18 protein-coding genes are annotated in these 16,000 nt (G+C 72.6%); 6 read left to right on the forward strand and 12 right to left on the reverse strand.

Translation table 11 applies throughout. The features are described 5' to 3' along the window. Nucleotides 1–35: 35 nt before the first annotated feature. The 10 genes from ACZ6JT_RS25710 to ACZ6JT_RS25755 all read right to left on the reverse strand — a co-directional run bounded on the left by ACZ6JT_RS25710 (nt 36) and on the right by ACZ6JT_RS25755 (nt 7,483). Nucleotides 36–968 carry a hypothetical protein gene (locus ACZ6JT_RS25710; protein WP_469213186.1) on the reverse strand — a complete coding sequence of 311 codons (933 nt, stop codon included), beginning with the start codon at nt 966–968 and terminating at the stop codon, nt 36–38. Continuing rightward, nucleotides 965–1,813: a hypothetical protein gene (locus ACZ6JT_RS25715; RefSeq protein WP_469213188.1), complete on the reverse strand. Its 849-nt coding sequence runs from the start codon at nt 1,811–1,813 to the stop codon at nt 965–967. Before ACZ6JT_RS25715 ends, ACZ6JT_RS25710 begins: the two co-directional genes overlap by 4 nt. Further along, on the reverse strand, nt 1,810–2,532 hold the full coding sequence (locus ACZ6JT_RS25720) for a hypothetical protein (RefSeq protein WP_469213189.1): 723 nt from the start codon (nt 2,530–2,532) through the stop codon (nt 1,810–1,812). The genes ACZ6JT_RS25715 and ACZ6JT_RS25720 overlap by 4 nt, the downstream gene beginning before the upstream one ends. A gap of 179 nt (nt 2,533–2,711) precedes the next feature. Further along, on the reverse strand, nt 2,712–2,975 hold the full coding sequence (locus tag ACZ6JT_RS25725) for a DUF3099 domain-containing protein (RefSeq protein WP_327736129.1): 264 nt from the start codon (nt 2,973–2,975) through the stop codon (nt 2,712–2,714). 132 nt (nt 2,976–3,107) lie between these two features. Next, complete coding sequence (locus tag ACZ6JT_RS25730) at nt 3,108–3,398, reverse strand: DUF1416 domain-containing protein (protein ID WP_365482669.1); 291 nt, start codon at nt 3,396–3,398, stop codon at nt 3,108–3,110. A 53-nt stretch (nt 3,399–3,451) separates the two neighbouring features. Then, a complete protein-coding gene (locus ACZ6JT_RS25735) occupies nt 3,452–4,297 on the reverse strand; it encodes a sulfurtransferase (RefSeq protein WP_469213192.1) in 846 nt (281 codons plus the stop codon). 176 nt (nt 4,298–4,473) lie between these two features. Continuing rightward, entirely contained in the window at nt 4,474–4,563 is a 90-nt protein-coding gene (locus ACZ6JT_RS25740; RefSeq protein WP_350875872.1) for an Ms5788A family Cys-rich leader peptide, read from the reverse strand. A gap of 155 nt (nt 4,564–4,718) precedes the next feature. Then, nucleotides 4,719–5,435, reverse strand: coding sequence for an LmeA family phospholipid-binding protein (locus ACZ6JT_RS25745; protein ID WP_469213194.1), 717 nt, complete (start codon nt 5,433–5,435; stop codon nt 4,719–4,721). A 64-nt stretch (nt 5,436–5,499) separates the two neighbouring features. Then, nucleotides 5,500–7,218: a hypothetical protein gene (locus ACZ6JT_RS25750; RefSeq protein WP_469213195.1), complete on the reverse strand. Its 1,719-nt coding sequence runs from the start codon at nt 7,216–7,218 to the stop codon at nt 5,500–5,502. A gap of 10 nt (nt 7,219–7,228) precedes the next feature. Next, nucleotides 7,229–7,483: a MoaD/ThiS family protein gene (locus tag ACZ6JT_RS25755; protein WP_374774660.1), complete on the reverse strand. Its 255-nt coding sequence runs from the start codon at nt 7,481–7,483 to the stop codon at nt 7,229–7,231. A 482-nt stretch (nt 7,484–7,965) separates the two neighbouring features. Here ACZ6JT_RS25755 and ACZ6JT_RS25760 point away from each other — a divergent pair, with 482 nt between their 5' ends. From ACZ6JT_RS25760 to ACZ6JT_RS25780, 5 genes are all read left to right on the forward strand, one after another. Then, a complete protein-coding gene (locus ACZ6JT_RS25760; RefSeq protein WP_469213198.1) occupies nt 7,966–8,793 on the forward strand; it encodes a response regulator transcription factor in 828 nt (275 codons plus the stop codon). Between the two features lie 24 nt (nt 8,794–8,817). Beyond that, complete coding sequence (locus ACZ6JT_RS25765; protein ID WP_469213200.1) at nt 8,818–9,840, forward strand: LacI family DNA-binding transcriptional regulator; 1,023 nt, start codon at nt 8,818–8,820, stop codon at nt 9,838–9,840. A gap of 170 nt (nt 9,841–10,010) precedes the next feature. Then, nucleotides 10,011–11,141 (forward strand): S1C family serine protease, encoded by a 1,131-nt coding sequence (locus tag ACZ6JT_RS25770; RefSeq protein WP_469213202.1) that lies wholly within the window; start codon nt 10,011–10,013, stop codon nt 11,139–11,141. Nucleotides 11,142–11,229: 88 nt separating this feature from the next. Beyond that, nucleotides 11,230–11,961 carry a response regulator transcription factor gene (locus ACZ6JT_RS25775; RefSeq protein ID WP_469213204.1) on the forward strand — a complete coding sequence of 244 codons (732 nt, stop codon included), beginning with the start codon at nt 11,230–11,232 and terminating at the stop codon, nt 11,959–11,961. Next, complete coding sequence (locus ACZ6JT_RS25780; protein ID WP_469213206.1) at nt 11,958–13,391, forward strand: sensor histidine kinase; 1,434 nt, start codon at nt 11,958–11,960, stop codon at nt 13,389–13,391. Before ACZ6JT_RS25775 ends, ACZ6JT_RS25780 begins: the two co-directional genes overlap by 4 nt. Here ACZ6JT_RS25780 and ACZ6JT_RS25785 read toward each other — a convergent pair. Then, nucleotides 13,371–14,309 carry a phosphatidylinositol-specific phospholipase C gene (locus tag ACZ6JT_RS25785; protein ID WP_469213208.1) on the reverse strand — a complete coding sequence of 313 codons (939 nt, stop codon included), beginning with the start codon at nt 14,307–14,309 and terminating at the stop codon, nt 13,371–13,373. The genes ACZ6JT_RS25780 and ACZ6JT_RS25785 overlap by 21 nt on opposite strands. A gap of 147 nt (nt 14,310–14,456) precedes the next feature. Then, on the reverse strand, nt 14,457–15,026 hold the full coding sequence (locus ACZ6JT_RS25790; protein ID WP_469213209.1) for a TetR/AcrR family transcriptional regulator: 570 nt from the start codon (nt 15,024–15,026) through the stop codon (nt 14,457–14,459). Between the two features lie 122 nt (nt 15,027–15,148). Between ACZ6JT_RS25790 and ACZ6JT_RS25795 the strand changes: the two genes are divergently transcribed. Further along, on the forward strand, nt 15,149–15,931 hold the full coding sequence (locus tag ACZ6JT_RS25795; RefSeq protein WP_469213211.1) for an alpha/beta fold hydrolase: 783 nt from the start codon (nt 15,149–15,151) through the stop codon (nt 15,929–15,931). Nucleotides 15,932–16,000: the final 69 nt, after the last annotated feature.

The raw sequence follows: 16,000 nt of genomic DNA on the forward strand, positions 1-16,000 counted from the left end.
CCGTACCGGCCCGCCCCGGCGGTCGGCCCCGGCCGTCAGCTCAGCAGCTGGCTCTGCAGGATCACCGTCTGGTGGAAGGGGACGGGGGCCACCTCGCCCTTGCGGGTCTGGATCACCATGCCGAGGACGTCACCCGTCCGGAGGCACCCGATCTTGCTCTGCTCCTCGCCGAGGAAGGGCTTCACCTCCTGGTAGACGCTCAGATCGGTGCCGTCGAAGTTGGCCGCCCCCGGGAAGTCCAGCGTGGTGCTGTTCATCTGGGTGTTCTTGGCCTTGCTCCACACGTCGTCCAGGTCGAGCGCCGACACGCCGGCGAACCGCGCGTTGGTGTCGCAGCCCTTGAACGCGTCCACGAAGCCCGACGAGTGGAAGCGCAGCAGGTACACGTGCGTGCGCGTGCCGTCGGCGGTCGTCCAGCCGCGGCCGACGATCTGCCGCAGCCCGTCCCATTCGAGGGACTGCTTCAGCTTCTCGCGGGCGTCGGGCGCGTACTCCTCCAGGAAGGTGTCGGGCGCCACCGCCCCGTCCTTGTCCGCCTTGACCGCGTCGTCGGCCTTGGCGCCCTTGGGAGCGGGCACCAGCAGGCCGGTGAGCTGCGCGTAGTGCGTCCCGTCCTTGTTGTCCGGGCCCTGGGGCACCGGGGCGCCGGCGGGCAGCGCGGGCTGGGACAGCGCCGGGAAGGTCCAACGGCCGTCGCCCTCGGTGGACAGGCCGGGGACGTCGGTGCGGTCGGGCTGGGTGATCCCGTACGCGACGCCCGCGCCGACGGTCGCGAAGACGGCGACGGCGGCGGTCCAGCGCAGGGCGGCGAACAGCCGCCGCCGGTCCTTGGGCGCGGCCGGCACGGCCTCCGGGGCCTCCTGGGCTTCGGTGACCTCGGTGACCGCCTCCGGGACCTCCGGCGCGGGCACGGCGGCGGGCTCGGCCTCGGGCGCGGCCACGGCGGCGGTGTCGGTCTGCTCGCTCACGCGGACTCTCCGGGGGACTTGAGGTGGTCGAGTTGCTGCTTGAACAGGCCTGCGGCGTCCTTCACCGCGAAGCCCGTGGACCCGTACATCCGGAAGCTGACCAGGACGTCCCCCTCCACGGCCACGCAGTCGAGGACGTCGATCTTCTTCTTGTCGTCCTCCCCTCCGCTGAGCGGGGTCAGCCCGCACTTGGCCTGCGGATGGCCCTCCACCTGCGGCGCCCCGCCCGTCCCGATGAGCTCGATGAGCTTCTTGGAGAACTCTGCGAACTTGGCGACCTGCTGCGGATCGGCTTGCATGAGCCGGATCTCGGCGACGGCGGAGCCGGAGCCCTCCTGCCTGGCGTAGCTGCGCCCCGCCAGCCCCTTGAGCTTCAGGTCCGCCAGCGCCTTGTCCCGCTCTGCGCGCTGGCTGCCGGAGAGGCCGGTGCGGCCGTCCTTGAAGCTCTGCAGCGCCTTCTCGCTCGGGACGTAGTAGTCGTTGCCCTCGGGGTCGAGGTCGGGGCCGAGCCAGTAGTTGTTGGGCAGCGGCAGCAGCTTGCCCGTCAGCTCGTTGGACGGCACGGACGGCACCGGGGCCTGCGTGCCCTTCGTCGTGTGGTCCTCGGCCACCCAGTACCTCGTCGGCGCGGTCCGGTCGGCGCCCGCGAGCGCGGCCGCGGCCGCGACACCACCGCCGGCAAGGACGACGACGCCGACGGCCGCCGAGACCAGCGCAAGCGTCCTGCGGTTCTTCTTGCGCACGGGCGCGGCCGCGGGCTCCGCTGCCGGTGCGGGTGCGGGCTCGGTCGGCACTGCGGGTGCGGGCGCCGACTCGGGCCCGGTTGCGTCCTGCTGCTCGCTCACAGCCGCTCCATCTGTCGCTTGGCCAGCTCGACGAGGGCTTCCTCGTCGACGTCGCCGCGGTTGTTCGTCCACTCGACGACCATCACGACGTCGCCGCGGCGGACCAGGGCGCGGCCCTGGCGCACCGGGAGGTAGCCCGGCTTCTGGTTCGCCTCGGAGTCGATCCACATGTGGCCGAAGTCCGCGGGAACGCCCGGGAACTCCTTGCCGTCGTTGCCCGCGTACTTCTTGGTGGGCATGTACTGCACCATGCCCGCGTAGAAGTCCTCGGCACCGTTGCGCTCGCGGTACTGGAGCAGGCGGATGTCGACGAAGTCCCGGTCGCCCTTGGACCACCGCGCGGTGGCGATGCTCTTGACGTGGCGGCCGAGGTCGCCGAGCCCCTCGGCGGGCTCGACGAAGTAGCTCGCGGAGAACTCGTCCGGGGACATCGGGCCGGAGAAGCCGCCCTTCGCACCGCCGGGCACCTCGACCAGCTTCTTGACCAGGTCCTCGTCCGCTTTGTGCCAGCGGTTGGCATTGATGGAGCGCCGGCTGGTCGTGTCGTTCGCGGCCGCCGGCTTCGGCACGGCCATCTCCTGCTGGGCCAGCGGCGGCAGCGGGGTGGGCTCGCGGTGGTACTGCACCGCGTAGCCGGTGATCGTCCCGGCGAGGGCGCCGAGCACGGCCGCGCCCGCGATCAGGAGGGTCGTGCGGCCCGTCCGGCGGCGCGGAGCCAAGGCGTCCGTTTCCGGTCCGCTTTCCTCCCCTTTCCGCTGCTCAGGGATGGTCTGTTCGTGTTCCAAAGGGGTCCCCCACAAGCCTGGAGGCGCAGGTTGGCTACCCGCGCGTACCCCATGACCCGTACCGGAGGGGAGCAGTTGTACGAACGAAGATCACAGTCTCGTCTCACAAGGTTTCAGTCCTCGTGACGCCGCTTTCCGTCCAGTTCGTCCCACCACTCGTCGGATTTCGGATCGCCCGAGGGGTCGTCCCACCAGCGGTCGTCCGGGCCGCGCCGGTTTGCGATCATCGCGGCCACCGGCGGGATGACCATGGCGACCACGCACAGCGCCACCGCGGCCTCGACCGACAGCAGGCGCACGAAGGTCCAGGCGGAGACGAAGAGGACCAGGCATCCGCCCATGAGCAGGAAATAGGCGCGCCGGCGCCGGGCGTACATGACTCCAGCGTAGAGCGGGTGGCCGCGAGCACAAGGCGGACGGCACGAAGGGCCGCACCCCGTTCCAGTGGCGTCCAACCCCCTGGGGTGCGGCCCTCCGGCCGATCTGTCGAGCGATCACACGTGCGGTGCTCAGACCGCGATCGCCACGTCCGTCACACCGCCGGCCTCGGCGACCACGACGGCACGGTCCGCCTGGGCACCCGGGACGAGCGCCCGCAGCGTCCAGGTGCCGGGAGCGGCGTAGAAGCGGAACTGGCCGGTCGCCGAGGTCGGGACCTCCGCGGTGAACTCGCCACCGCCGTCCAGCAGCCGCACGTAACCGCTGACGGGCTCGCCGCCCTTGGTCACCTGGCCCTGGATCGCGGTCTCACCGGGCTTGAGCGTCGCGAGGTCGGGCCCGCCGATCTGTGCTCCACACATGTTCTCTGTCCTGTCCTAGAGAGGTCGTACTACGGGGCGTCGCGTGCCCGGGATTACTTGTTGGCGCCGAGCTCGATCGGCACGCCGACGAGCGAGCCGTACTCGGTCCAGGAGCCGTCGTAGTTCTTGACGTTCGTCTGGCCCAGGATCTGGTGCAGCACCAGCCAGGTGAGCGCGGAGCGCTCGCCGATGCGGCAGTAGGCGATGGTGTCCTTCGACAGGTCGACGCCCTCGGCCTCGTAGAGGGCCTTGAGCTCCTCGTCGGACTTGAAGGTGCCGTCGTCGTTGGCGTTCTTCGACCACGGGATGTTGCGGGCGGTCGGCACGTGGCCGGGACGCTGCGACTGCTCCTGCGGGAGGTGCGCCGGGGCGAGCAGCTTGCCCGAGAACTCGTCGGGCGAGCGGACGTCGACCAGGTTCAGGTTGCCGATCGCGGCCACGACGTCGTCGCGGAAGGCGCGGATGGAGGTGTCCTGGGCCTTGGCCTTGTACTCGGTGGCCGGGCGGTTCGGGACGTCCTTGCCGTCGACCAGGTCGCGGGAGTCGAGCTCCCACTTCTTGCGGCCGCCGTCGAGGAGCTTGACGTCCTGGTGGCCGTAGAGCTTGAAGTACCAGAAGGCGTAGGACGCGAACCAGTTGTTGTTGCCGCCGTAGAGGACGACGGTGTCGTCGTTGGAGATGCCCTTGGCGGAGAGCAGCTTCTCGAAGCCCTCCTGGTCCACGAAGTCACGGCGGACCGGGTCCTGGAGGTCCTGCTTCCAGTCGATCCGGACGGCGTTCTTGATGTGGTTCTTGTCGTAGGCGGACGTGTCCTCGTCCACCTCGACGACGACGACGTTCTCGTCGTTCAGGTGGGCCTCGACCCAGTCGGCGTCTACGAGGACGTCGCTGCGGCTCATGATGTTCTCCTCCGGGGCAGTGTGCGGCGAGATGGTGCGGGTGACGCGTGCTGCGTGCCTGCGGGTGCGCTCCGGATCCTGCGCGGAGAGGCGTCAGGTGATCAGGAGGCGGGTGCGGTCACGCGGGAAGGGCCTTGGGGCCGTCGTCCGGCTGATGGAGCGGATGCGCTCACAGGTCACATGGATCGACAGAGCATGGCGGCGACGCGACACAGGTCTACTGCCCGTCGCTTCGTGAGGTCCGCCTGCTGATGCTTCATAGCCATGGATCGTAGGGACGAATCGGCCGCCCTGTCACCGGTGTGTCATATTCCGAGACAGGATCGTCCGGATAGTGGGATGAGAACTCCCCGGGCGGCCGCCGCGCCGCCCCCGGGAGCCGCCGTGCGGCCCGCCCTTCTGCGGATCGGACCGCACTGTCTCACGATCCGGCCACCACCACGTTCGAGCCGCCCAGGGTGAGGTGCACGCCGGTCTCGTCCGAGGTCAGGGCCGAGAGGTGGAGCCCGGCCGGCATGCCGACCTCCAGGTTGCGTTCGAAGTCGGTCTTCTTGCGGATCAGCTTCTCCACCCCGGGTATGCCCGAACCCGGCACCTCGTCGGCGTGCACCCGCACGAGCTTGGCACCCTTTCCGTCCGGCGCGTCCACGAGGGAGATCGTCGACACCACGCTGTGCGTCACCGTCTTGCCGAGCACGTCCACGGCCGCGGTGACCTTCACCTTGCCCGGCGCCCCGCCGTAGGTGAGGGTCGCGCCGGTCTGCGAGGCCGCGGTCAGGTCCTCGTACGTGATGCGGCCGGTGCCCTCGGCCCGCTCGGCGGTGCCACCGCTGTAGTCGCCGTTGAGCTTCACGCTGCGGAAGCTCGCGTCGAGTTCCGAGAGCCGCGTCTTGCGGCCCTCGGCGACCACCTCGACCCCTCTGAGCTTGAGGTCCACCTGATCCAGCTCATGACTGAACGCCTGCGTCAGGAAGGGGAATCCGCGGATCTCCACTTCCGAGCTGCCGGCCAGGCCCTGACGGGCCTGGATCTTGTCGGCCAGCTGGTTCTCGACGTAACCAGCGGCCCACCGGTCCACGCCGGCGAAGACCGCCCCCAGCACCACTCCGATGATCACAACGATCCGCAGAGCACGCACGTGCCCTCCCCCTACTAGTCGGTACGAGCGATCTAGTGGACCATGTGCGCCCGTCAGCGGAACGTCAGCCCACCACCCGGCCGATCAGGTACACGGCGGGAGCGGCCGCCGCGAGCGGCAGCGCCACACCGGCCGTCATGTGCACGAACTTCGAGGGATAGTCGTACGCCGCCACGCGCAGCCCGACCAGCGCGCACACGCCGCAGACCAGGCCGATCAGCGCCCCGCCCACCCCGACGGAGGTCAGTCCGCCGACCGCGACGCCCGCACCGGCCGCCGCGGCCAGCGAGACGCCGACCGAGGGAGCGGTGGGCAGCGGCAGCGCCCGGGCGAAGACGGCGACGGCCACGGCGGCCGCGCCGACGGTGACGGCGGCGGAACCGGCCGCCAGGTAGCCGGCGCAGATGATGGCGAGGGCGGCCGAGGCCACCGAGGCCATCAGCCCGTACATCCGCTCGTCGGGATCCGCGTGGCTGCGCAGCTGGAGGACGAGCGTGAGCAGCACCCAGGCGCCGAGGGTGCCGACGATCGCGCCGGGGCCGTACGTACGGTCCACCGCGAGCACGGCCACGTCGGCGACCACGGCTCCGGCGAAGGCGAGGGCGATGCCCTGGCGGGCCGGCCACATGCCGTTGAGGCGGAACCAGCCGGCCGCGGTGAGCCCCTGCAGGGCGATCAGCGGCACGAGCAGGGCGTATGGCCCGAGGGCCGCGGCCACGGCGAGCAGCAGGCCGAGGGCGGCGGTCAGTATGGCCGACTGCGGACCCGGATCGATGATCGGCGACCGGCCTTCGGCGCGGGCCTGGGCCGGGTCGACGGCCCGCAGGGTGTTCCCGGCGAGGGTGGGCGGGGACCAGGCGGTGACCTCCACCGGTTCGGCGCCGTCCTCGGCGGGGGCCTCGGCGGCGGCCTCGTCCTGCCCGGGGGCGGGAGCGGGCACGGGCGGCAGGTACGCCGTCTCCTCGGCCGGGGCGGACTGCTCCGCGGTGCCGGGGTACGGCGGGAGATAGGCGGTCTGCTCGGCGGCCGCGGCGGGCATCCCCGCGCCCTGGCCGCCCTGGGACCAGTCCTGGGCGGGAGCCGGAGCGGGGGGCTGTGCCTGCGCCTGCGCCGGGACCTCGTCGCGGAACCAGCCCTCCGGGGCGGCCGGCTGCTGCGCCTGCCCGGGGTACGGCGGCAGTCCCCCGGCTGGGAGGTGCCCCCAGGCGGTCTGCTCGGGGGCGGCCTCCTGCGCGGGACCGCCGTACGGCGGGAGATAGGCGGTCTGCTCGGCGGCCGCGGCGGGCATCCCCGCGACCTGGCCGCCCTGGGACCAGTCCTGGACGGGAGCCGGAGCGGGGACCTGGGCCGGGGCCTGGGCCTGGGCCTGGGCCTGCGCCGGGACCTCGTCCCGGAACCAGCCCTCCGGAGTCACGGGCTGCTGCGCGGGCCCGCCCGCCGCCGGGTACTCGTACGACGCCGCGTAGGGACCGGCGGACCCGGCCGCGGAACCGTCCGGCCAGGACCCGGCGCCCCCGCCGTTCGGGGCCGGGGGCTGCGCCTGCGGCTGCCCGGCCGGGGCCTCTTCGCGGAACCATCCCTCGGGCGCCACCGGCTGCCCCGGCACCGCGCCCAGCGCCGGGTACACCGGCTGGTGGCTGGTGTCCCAGGTGTCGGACTGCCAGGTCTGGGTCCCGTACGGGTCCTGCTGCTGCGCGTACTGCCGGCGCAGCTCCTGCTGCTCCCGCTCCTGCCGCTCGCGCTGTTCCCGCTGCTGGTGCTGGTGTTCCTCAGGCGTGCTCATCGGCTCCCGCTCACCCGCCCGCGAACGGGGGGAGCACCTCGACGGTGCCCCCCTCGGTCAGCAGGACGGCATCATGCGGGCGCTTGCCCACAGGCTCGTCGTTCACGAGGAAGGAGCAGCGCAGCAGCACCCGGGTCAGCTCCCCGGGGTGGCGCTCCCGCACGGCGTCGAGCGCCTCGGCCAGTGTGTGCGCCGAGTACGGCTCCTCCGCCGTCTTGGCCGCGGCCTTGGCCGCCGCCCAGTAGCGGATGGTTCCGGTTGCCACTGCAGCTCCTATCGTCGGCTCTCTACCGTCGGCCTCCATGATGGCCCCTCCGCCCGTCCGCCCCGGTGTGCGCCCACGCGTCGCGTATACGCCGGGGCGGTCCCGCGTCACCGCCCGGCGGGCCGCCGATCCGGTGAAACCGGGGCATACGCAGGGCACGGGCGTGTCAGAACCCACAACGGAGATGTCGAAGAGTGCTCGGCCGCGCACGGGCCGGTGGGCTATTCTGCTTGGCGAGAGGATCCGGGCAACGTTGCCCCCGGGTCCTTTTGTGCTTTCAGAGCGTTGAACGAACCGAGAACAGTGGTATCCATGCGGACCCCAGGGCGCGGGGACCGCAGGGACGCCAGGCAAGACGTACGAAGCAGTACCGCGCACTCCCCCAGCTACCGCTGGGAGGTACCCCGGGGACGGGACCGAGGAGGAACCGACGTGATGGACCAGCGAACCGTGCACCGTCCGACCCGGGCAGGTGGTCGGTCATGAGCTCTCTCCTGCTGCTCACCAACGCGCTGCAGCCCTCCACCGAGGTGCTGCCCGCCCTCGGCCTGCTGCTGCACAACGTCCGGGTCGCCCCGGCCGAGGGCCCGGCCCTCGTGGACACCCCGGGTGCCGACGTCATCCTCGTGGACGGCCGCCGCGACCTGCCGCAGGTGCGGTCGCTGTGCCAGCTGCTCCGCTCCACGGGGCCCGGCTGCCCGCTGATCCTCGTCGTCACCGAGGGCGGCCTCGCGGCCGTCACCGCCGACTGGGGCATCGACGACGTCCTCCTCGACACCGCCGGCCCGGCCGAGGTCGAGGCGCGGCTGCGGCTGGCCACCGGCCGTCAGCAGCTGGGCTCGGACGACTCCCCGATGGAGATCCGCAACGGCGACCTCTCGGTCGACGAGGCGACGTACTCCGCCAAGCTCAAGGGGCGGGTGCTGGACCTCACCTTCAAGGAGTTCGAGCTGCTCAAGTACCTCGCGCAGCACCCGGGCCGGGTCTTCACCCGCGCCCAGCTGCTGCAGGAGGTCTGGGGCTACGACTACTTCGGCGGCACCCGGACCGTGGACGTCCACGTACGGCGGCTGCGCGCCAAGCTCGGCCCCGAGCACGAGTCGCTGATCGGCACGGTCCGCAACGTCGGCTACCGCTTCGTCACACCGGAGAAGGTCGAGCGGGCGGCGGCGGAGGCAGCGGCCCAGGCGGCCGCCAAGGCCGCGGCCCAGGCCACCGCGCAGGCGTCCGCGCAGTCCGCCCCGGCCGTCACCCGATCGGCGGAGGAGCCCTCGATCGTCCACTCGGCAGGACGGCCTGCCCAGAGGTAGGTCACCCCGCGTAGACTGCCGCGCGTGGCCAAGGTGACGCGGGATGACGTGGCACGACTTGCGGGTACGTCTACCGCCGTCGTGAGCTACGTCATCAACAACGGACCCCGGCCGGTCGCCCCGGCCACGCGCGAGCGTGTCCTCGCCGCGATCAAGGATCTGGGTTACCGCCCGGACCGGGTCGCCCAGGCGATGGCCTCGCGGCGCACCGACCTCATAGGCATGATCGTCCCGGACGCCCGTCAGCCGTTCTTCGCGGAGATGGCGCACGCGGTCGAGCAGGCCGCCGCCGAGCGCGGGAAGATGGTGCTCGTCGGCAACTCCGACTACCGCACCGAGCGCGAGGTCCACTACCTGCGGGCCTTCCTCGGCATGCGGGTCTCCGGCCTGATCCTGGTCAGCCAGGGCATGAGCGAGCAGGCCGCCAGCGAGATCGAGGCCTGGGACGCGCGCGTGGTGCTGCTGCACGAGCGCCCGGAGGCCATCGACGACGTCGCCGTCGTCACGGACGACATCGGCGGCGCCCAGCTCGCCACCCGCCACCTGCTCGAACACGGGCACGAGTACGTCGCCTGCATCGGCGGCGTCGAGAACACCCCGTCCGTCGGCGACCCGGTCGCCGACCACGTCGAGGGCTGGCGGCGGGCCATGCAGGAGTCCGGCCGCTCGGTGGAGGGCCGGCTCATCGAGGCCCCGTACAACCGCTACGACGCGTACACGGTCGCCCTGGAGGTCCTGGCCCGGCCCGACCGGCCGACGGCCATCTTCTGCGCCACGGACGACCAGGCGATCGGCGTGCTGCGCGCGGCGCGGGAGCTGCGCATCGACGTGCCCGGTGAACTGGCGGTGGCCGGCTTCGACGACGTGAAGGAGGCGGCCCTCACGGACCCGCCGCTGACCACGGTCGCCTCGGACCGTCCGGCGATGGCCCGGGCGGCGGTGGACCTCGTCCTGGACGACGGCCTCCGCGTGGCCGGCTCCCGCCGCGAACGCCTGAAGCAGTTTCCTTCGGCCCTGGTGATCCGCCGCTCCTGCGGCTGCCGTTAGCCGTCCGGCGGTCCGCGGCGTCACCCTTCGCCTGCGGCCCGCCTTCCCGGGGCTCCGCCCCGGACCCGCGCCTCGAACGCCGGCGGGGCCGTAGAGGGCGTACGAGGTTCTTTCGGGCTTTTCAGGTCGGACTCAGGAAGCTCTCATCATCGGCGACCAGAGTCGGAGCCATGACCGACAGCTTCCGCCGCGAAGGCGAGTACCCCCAGGAGCACCGCCCGACCCAGGCGGGGGCGGCGTACCCGCCGCCGCCCTCGTACCCGCCCGCCGCGCCCGGCTGGCACGAAGCGCACCAGCCGCCGGTCATCCGCGGCGAGACCGTCCCCGCCGCCCGCCCCGACGGCCCGGCCCACGCCGCCCCCACGCCCCGCGCGAAGCGGCCCGTGGCCCTGCTGGCGGCCGTCGCGCTCGCCGCGGCCCTCGTCGGCGGCGGCACCGCGGCCGCCGTCCAGCAGCTGATGGTCCACCAGGGCGGCGGCTCCGGCGGCGTCAACGGCACCAACGTCTCGCAGAGCACCGGCAGCGGCACCGTCTCCGGCGTCGCCGAACAGGTCAGCCCCTCGGTCGTCCGCATCGACATCCGCACCGCGTCCGGCCAGGGCACCGGCTCCGGCATCGTCGTCACCGCCGACGGCGAGATCGTCACCAACAACCACGTCGTGGACGGCGCCGCCGAGATCCAGGTGACGATGAGCGACGGCAAGAAGTACCGGGCCAAGATCGTCGGCACCGACCCCGACAAGGACCTGGCACTCATCAGGCTCGAAGGCGCGAGCGGGCTCAAGCCCGCCAGGCTCGGCGACTCCGGCCACGTCAAGGTCGGCGACCAGGTCGTCGCCATCGGCTCCCCCGACGGCCTGACCGGCACCGTCACCAGCGGCATCGTCTCGGCGCTGAACCGCGAGGTGAAGGTGCCCAAGTCCGAGCAGCAGTCCCCGCAGGGCCGGCAGCAGGACGGCGGCGGCTGGCCCTTCTCCTTCGGCGGCCGCGAGTTCAACGGGGACACCGGCTCCGACACCACCTCGTACAAGGCCCTCCAGACCGACGCCTCCCTCAACCCCGGCAACTCCGGCGGCGCCCTGGTCAACATGAACGGCGAGATCGTGGGGATGCCCTCCGCGATCTACTCCCCCTCCTCCGGCGGCTCCGCCGCGGGCAGCGTCGGCCTCGGCTTCGCCATCCCGGTCAACACCGTCAAGGCCGACCTGGACTCCCTCCGCAAGGGCGGCCCCGGCGGTTCCGGCTCCTCCGGCACCGACGGCAACGGCTCCACCGCCAACGGCTTCGGCACCTCGTTCTAGGGGGTGCCTCCCCGCGTCCGTGCGAGGCTGGGAGGCGCCGTCACCTGTCGGACTCCTCGGCCGACCACCACCTCTGGGAGACCCATCCATGAATCCCGCCGAAGGCGAAGCGCGGATCCTCGTCGTCGACGACGAACCGGCCGTACGCGAGGCCCTGCGCCGCAGCCTCGCCTTCGAGGGGTACGCCGTGCAGACCGCCGTCGACGGGCTCGACGCCCTCGACCGGGCGGCCTCGTACTCCCCCGACCTGATCGTCCTGGACATCCAGATGCCCCGGATGGACGGCCTGACCGCGGCCCGGCGGCTGCGCGCCGCCGGCAGCGTCACGCCCGTACTGATGCTCACCGCCCGCGACACCGTCGGCGACCGCGTCACCGGCCTCGACGCGGGCGCCGACGACTACCTCGTCAAGCCCTTCGAGCTCGACGAGCTGTTCGCCCGCGTCCGCGCCCTGCTGCGCCGCAGCTCCTACGCCGCCCAGCAGGCCGGCGGCGAGAGCCACGAGGACGCCCTGACCTTCGGCGACCTGCGCATGGACCTCGCGACCCGCGAGGTCACCCGCGGCGGCCGCCCGGTGGAGCTGACCCGTACGGAGTTCACACTGCTGGAGATGTTCCTCGCGCACCCGCGCCAGGTCCTGACCCGCGAGCAGATCCTCAAGACCGTCTGGGGCTTCGACTTCGAACCCAGCTCCAACTCCCTGGACGTGTACGTGATGTACCTGCGCCGCAAGACCGAGGCGGGCGGCGAGCCCCGCCTCGTCCACACCGTGCGCGGGGTGGGCTACGTCCTGCGCGCGGGCGAGAGCGGGCCCGAGTGAGTCCGACCGCCAGGTTCCGCGCGCTCCCGCTGCGCTCCCGGCTGGCCCTGCTCGTCACGGTGGCGGTGGCCCTGGCCGTCGCCGCCGTCGCCGCGGTGTCGTGGGTGATGGTGCGGGCCCAGCTGCGCGACCAGCTGGACAGCTCGCTGCGCGCCACCAACGCGGAGGCGCAGGCCAACCAGGTGTTCCGGGCACTCAACTGCGTCTCCGGCAACGCCCTGCCCGAGCGGCCCGCGAACAACCTCAGCGCCCAGGTGCAGATCGTGCTGCCGGACGGCGGCCACTGCTGGGTCGACGGCAAGGGCACCCTCCCGGTCAGCGCCCCCGACCTCGAAGTCGCCCAGCGCCGGCGGGGGGCCGTCCTCTACGACACGACCACCTCCGACGGGGTGGCCGTCCGCGTCTACACCCAGCCCGCCCTCCTCGACGGCCGGGCCGCCGCGCTGTCCGTCGCCAAACCGCTCGCCGACGTCGACAAGCCCCTGTACACCCTGGCCTGGGTGCTGCTCCTGGTCTGCGGCATCGGGGTCGTCGGCGCCGGCGCGGCCGGCCTGTGGGTGGCCCGTACGGGACTGCGGCCCGTCGACGAACTGACCGACGCGGTCGAGCACATCGCCCGCACCGAGGACCTCACCGTACGGATCCCCGACGAGGGCGACGACGAGATCGCCCGCCTGTCGCGGTCCTTCAACTCGATGACGGCGGCCCTCGCCTCCTCCCAGGACCGGCAGGCACAGCTGATCGCCGACGCCGGGCACGAGCTGCGCACCCCGCTGACCTCGCTGCGCACCAACATCGAGCTGCTCGCGCGCAGTGAGGAGACCGGCCGGGCCATCCCGCCCGACGACCGGCGGGAGCTGCTGGCCTCGGTCAAGGCGCAGATGACGGAGCTGGCCTCGCTGATCGGCGACCTCCAGGAACTGTCCCGGCCGGACGCGGCCTCTCCGGGCCCGCTCCAGGTCGTCGCCCTGCACGAGATCACCGGGGCCGCGCTGTCCCGGGCCCGGCTGCGCGGTCCGGAGCTGCGCTTCGACTCGGACCTGGCGCCCTGGTTCGTACGGGGCGAGGCGGCCGCGCTGGAGCGGGCGGTGGTCAACGTCCTGGACAACGCGGTGAAGTTCAGCCCGCCGGGCGGCGCGGTCGAGGTGACGCTGCGGGCCGGCGAGCTGACCGTACGGGACCACGGTCCGGGCATCCCGGCCGAGGACCTGCCGCACGTCTTCGAGCGGTTCTGGCGGTCTCCGTCGGCCCGCGCCCTGCCCGGCAGCGGGCTGGGCCTGTCGATCGTGGCCCGTACGGCGGCGCGCGCGGGCGGCAGCGCCGAGCTGCGGGCGGCGGCCGACGGCGGTCCGGGCACGGAGGCGGTGCTCCGCATCCCGGGGGCACCGGCCCCGCCGCCCTCCGAGCCGTCAGTTGTGCCGAATCAGTGAGGTGACCAGGCCGGAGCGGGTGTTCGGGAAGTCCATCGGGACGATGCCGAGCCCGGTCCGGCCGGCGAGTTCGGCGCCGTCGACGAACGCGTGCACCTGCGGGTTGAGGCGGTCGGAGTTCCAGCGCGGCGGCATGTAGGCGGCGGTGCTGACGTAGTTCACGAAGAGCCTGCCGGGCTGCTGGACGGCCTTGCGGAAGTGGTTCTCGATGCGGCCCCGCTTGGCGAAGGGCTCGGTGTTGTAGTCGTCCTGGATGTCGAAGACGTTGCCGTCGCCGTAGCGCAGGCCCGGCAGACCGCCGTTGTCGGCGAGGAGCACGACCTTGCCGCGGGCCTGGCCGAGGGTGGGCAGGGTGTCGGCGATGCGGAACAGGGGGCGCCAGCCGCGGTTGTCCAGGTAGTCGTCGAAGACGGCGCGGAAGGTGGCGTCGCTGTCGGTGGAGTACTCCTGCTTGAGGCGCATCAGGACGGTCTCGGAGGGGTGCGCCGCGAGGAAGTTCCAGCAGGCCACGAGGACGTCCCCGAACATGAGGTCCTGGAAGAAGGCCGCGTGGTGGATCGCGAAGGACCCGCCCGTGACCCGGCAGCGGACGTCGAGGAAGCGGATGCCGGAGTCGAGCTGCTGGGCGATCGAGGTGTTCTGGCAGGCGACGTAGAGGCCGCCCTTGGTGGCGCCGGAGTCGTGGGTACCGGGGATGGTCATCCGCTGGAGGGCGGTGGAGTCCCCGAGTCCGGCCATCCAGTCCTGGGTGCCGAGGGCCGCGGCGGAGGCCGGGGCGGTCGCGGCGCCCAGTCCCAGTGCCGCGCCCGCGGCCAGCGCTCCGGCCAGGAACGCCCGTCTGCCCACGCCCGCGCCGCTGCCCGCGTTCGCGCCGCCGCCCGCGTTCGCGCCGCCGCCCGCGCCGATGTCCCCGCCCATGCCCGCCCCTTCGCCGTCCCGGTGATGGCATCGGAGTATGGCGTGGACACCTCAAAATTGATACCCGTCGGTAAGGGTCGGCCTCCGGACCGGCCTCGCGCTCGACCCCGCCCGGCCCCGGCCTGACCCCCGACCCGGGCCCCGGCCTCAGCGTTCGAGCAGCTCCACCATCGTGCGCAGCCCCTGGACGATCTCCCGGCCGTTCGGCGCGCCCTCCGGATCGGTCAGGCACTGGACCATCACGCCGGTCAGCAGCGCGAGGTGCACCGACCCGAGGGCCCGTACGTCCCCCTCCGCGACCTCGTCCTGGGGTACGCCGCGCAGCTGGGCGGCCACCATGGGCCGCGACCTGCGCTGCTCCTCGGCCAGGATGGCGAGCAGTTCGGGCGAGGACTGCGCGTGCACGAAGGCCTCGACGTTGGCCGTCCAGAGCCAGCGCATGTCGGCGAAGTCCTGGATCTTGCGGTCCCAGGTGTCGGCGTACCGCTCCGCGGCGGTGTCCCCCTGCCCGGCGAGCCGGCCTGACCCCGCGGCCCATTCGTCCATGGCGGCGAAGAGCGCCTGGTTGAGCAGCGCCTCCCGGGACCCGAAGTGGTAGCCGATCGCGGCCATGCTCACCTGCGCCGCCGAGGCGATGTCGCGCACCGTCGTGCGCAGGTACCCCTTCTCCTCCAGGCAGCGGCGCGCTCCGGCCAGCAGGTCCTCGCGATTTCCCATGCCGGGATCGTATCCGCGCAGGTTTTGGGCAAGCGCGCTACACAATTGTATTGCGCGCTTGCCCAAATGCTGGGAGGGTGGAGGCACCGGAAGATCCGCGGGACCACGGGAGGGCACGCGCCATGCGCCACGAGCTGAAGATCGACGAACGGACCCTGTCCTACCTGGACTTCGGCGGTCCCGGCCGCCCGCTCCTCGCCCTGCACGGCGGCATGTCCGAAGCCCTCGCCTTCACCGGCCTGGCCGCCGCCCTCGGCGACGGATGGCGGGTCATCGCCCCCGACCAGCGCGGCCACGGCGAGTCCGACCGGGCGCCCGACTACCGCCGCGAAGGCTACGTCCGCGACGCCGTCGCCCTCCTCGACCACCTGGGCCTCGACGCCCCCGTGACGCTCCTCGGCTACTCCCTCGGCGGGCTCAACGCCTACCACCTGGCCGCCGCCCACCCCGACCGGATCTCCGCGCTCATCGGCGTGGACGCCACCGTCGAGATCCGCATCACCACGGGGCCGAACTGGTTCGACTTCCTCGACGGCCTCCCCTACACCGCCCCCACCCGCGAGGAACTCCTCGCCGCCGCCGGACCGGCCGCCCCCTTCGTCGCCGACGGACTGCGCCCCCTCCCGGACGGCAGCGGCTGGCGCCTGGCCTACCACCCGCAGGACATGCTCGACTCCATCCGGGCGTGCCACGGCGACCACTGGGACACCTGGCTCGCGAGCACCTGCCCGGCCCTGCTCGTCCACGGCACCCGCAGTCAGGCGCTCACGCAGGCCGCGGCCGACGCGATGGTCGCCCGGCGCCCGAAGACCTCGTACGCACCCCTCGACGGCGACCACTTCGTGCCGTTCACCGACCCGGAGGGGTTCCACGCGGCCGTCGGGGCGTTCCTGGCGACCCTCTGACCACGCCCGGGCGGGGGAAAGCCGAAGGGGCAGCGGGCCGATGGCCCACCGCCCCTTCGGGGTACCGCA

This window comes from Streptomyces sp. NPDC046308, from assembly GCF_055588065.1.

What these genes read in the sequence shown, in the direction of transcription:
- ACZ6JT_RS25725 (WP_327736129.1), bottom strand. Translation starts at nt 2,975, where the DNA reads ATGTACGCCCGGCGCCGGCGCGCCTATTTCCTGCTCATGGGCGGATGC.
- ACZ6JT_RS25730 (WP_365482669.1), bottom strand. Translation starts at nt 3,398, where the DNA reads ATGTGTGGAGCACAGATCGGCGGGCCCGACCTCGCGACGCTCAAGCCC.
- ACZ6JT_RS25735 (WP_469213192.1), bottom strand. Translation starts at nt 4,297, where the DNA reads ATGAGCCGCAGCGACGTCCTCGTAGACGCCGACTGGGTCGAGGCCCAC.
- ACZ6JT_RS25740 (WP_350875872.1), bottom strand. Translation starts at nt 4,563, where the DNA reads ATGGCTATGAAGCATCAGCAGGCGGACCTCACGAAGCGACGGGCAGTA.
- ACZ6JT_RS25750 (WP_469213195.1), bottom strand. Translation starts at nt 7,218, where the DNA reads ATGAGCACGCCTGAGGAACACCAGCACCAGCAGCGGGAACAGCGCGAG.
- ACZ6JT_RS25760 (WP_469213198.1), top strand. Translation starts at nt 7,966, where the DNA reads ATGAGCTCTCTCCTGCTGCTCACCAACGCGCTGCAGCCCTCCACCGAG.
- ACZ6JT_RS25770 (WP_469213202.1), top strand. Translation starts at nt 10,011, where the DNA reads ATGACCGACAGCTTCCGCCGCGAAGGCGAGTACCCCCAGGAGCACCGC.
- ACZ6JT_RS25775 (WP_469213204.1), top strand. Translation starts at nt 11,230, where the DNA reads ATGAATCCCGCCGAAGGCGAAGCGCGGATCCTCGTCGTCGACGACGAA.
- ACZ6JT_RS25785 (WP_469213208.1), bottom strand. Translation starts at nt 14,309, where the DNA reads ATGGGCGGGGACATCGGCGCGGGCGGCGGCGCGAACGCGGGCGGCGGC.
- ACZ6JT_RS25790 (WP_469213209.1), bottom strand. Translation starts at nt 15,026, where the DNA reads ATGGGAAATCGCGAGGACCTGCTGGCCGGAGCGCGCCGCTGCCTGGAG.
- ACZ6JT_RS25795 (WP_469213211.1), top strand. Translation starts at nt 15,149, where the DNA reads ATGCGCCACGAGCTGAAGATCGACGAACGGACCCTGTCCTACCTGGAC.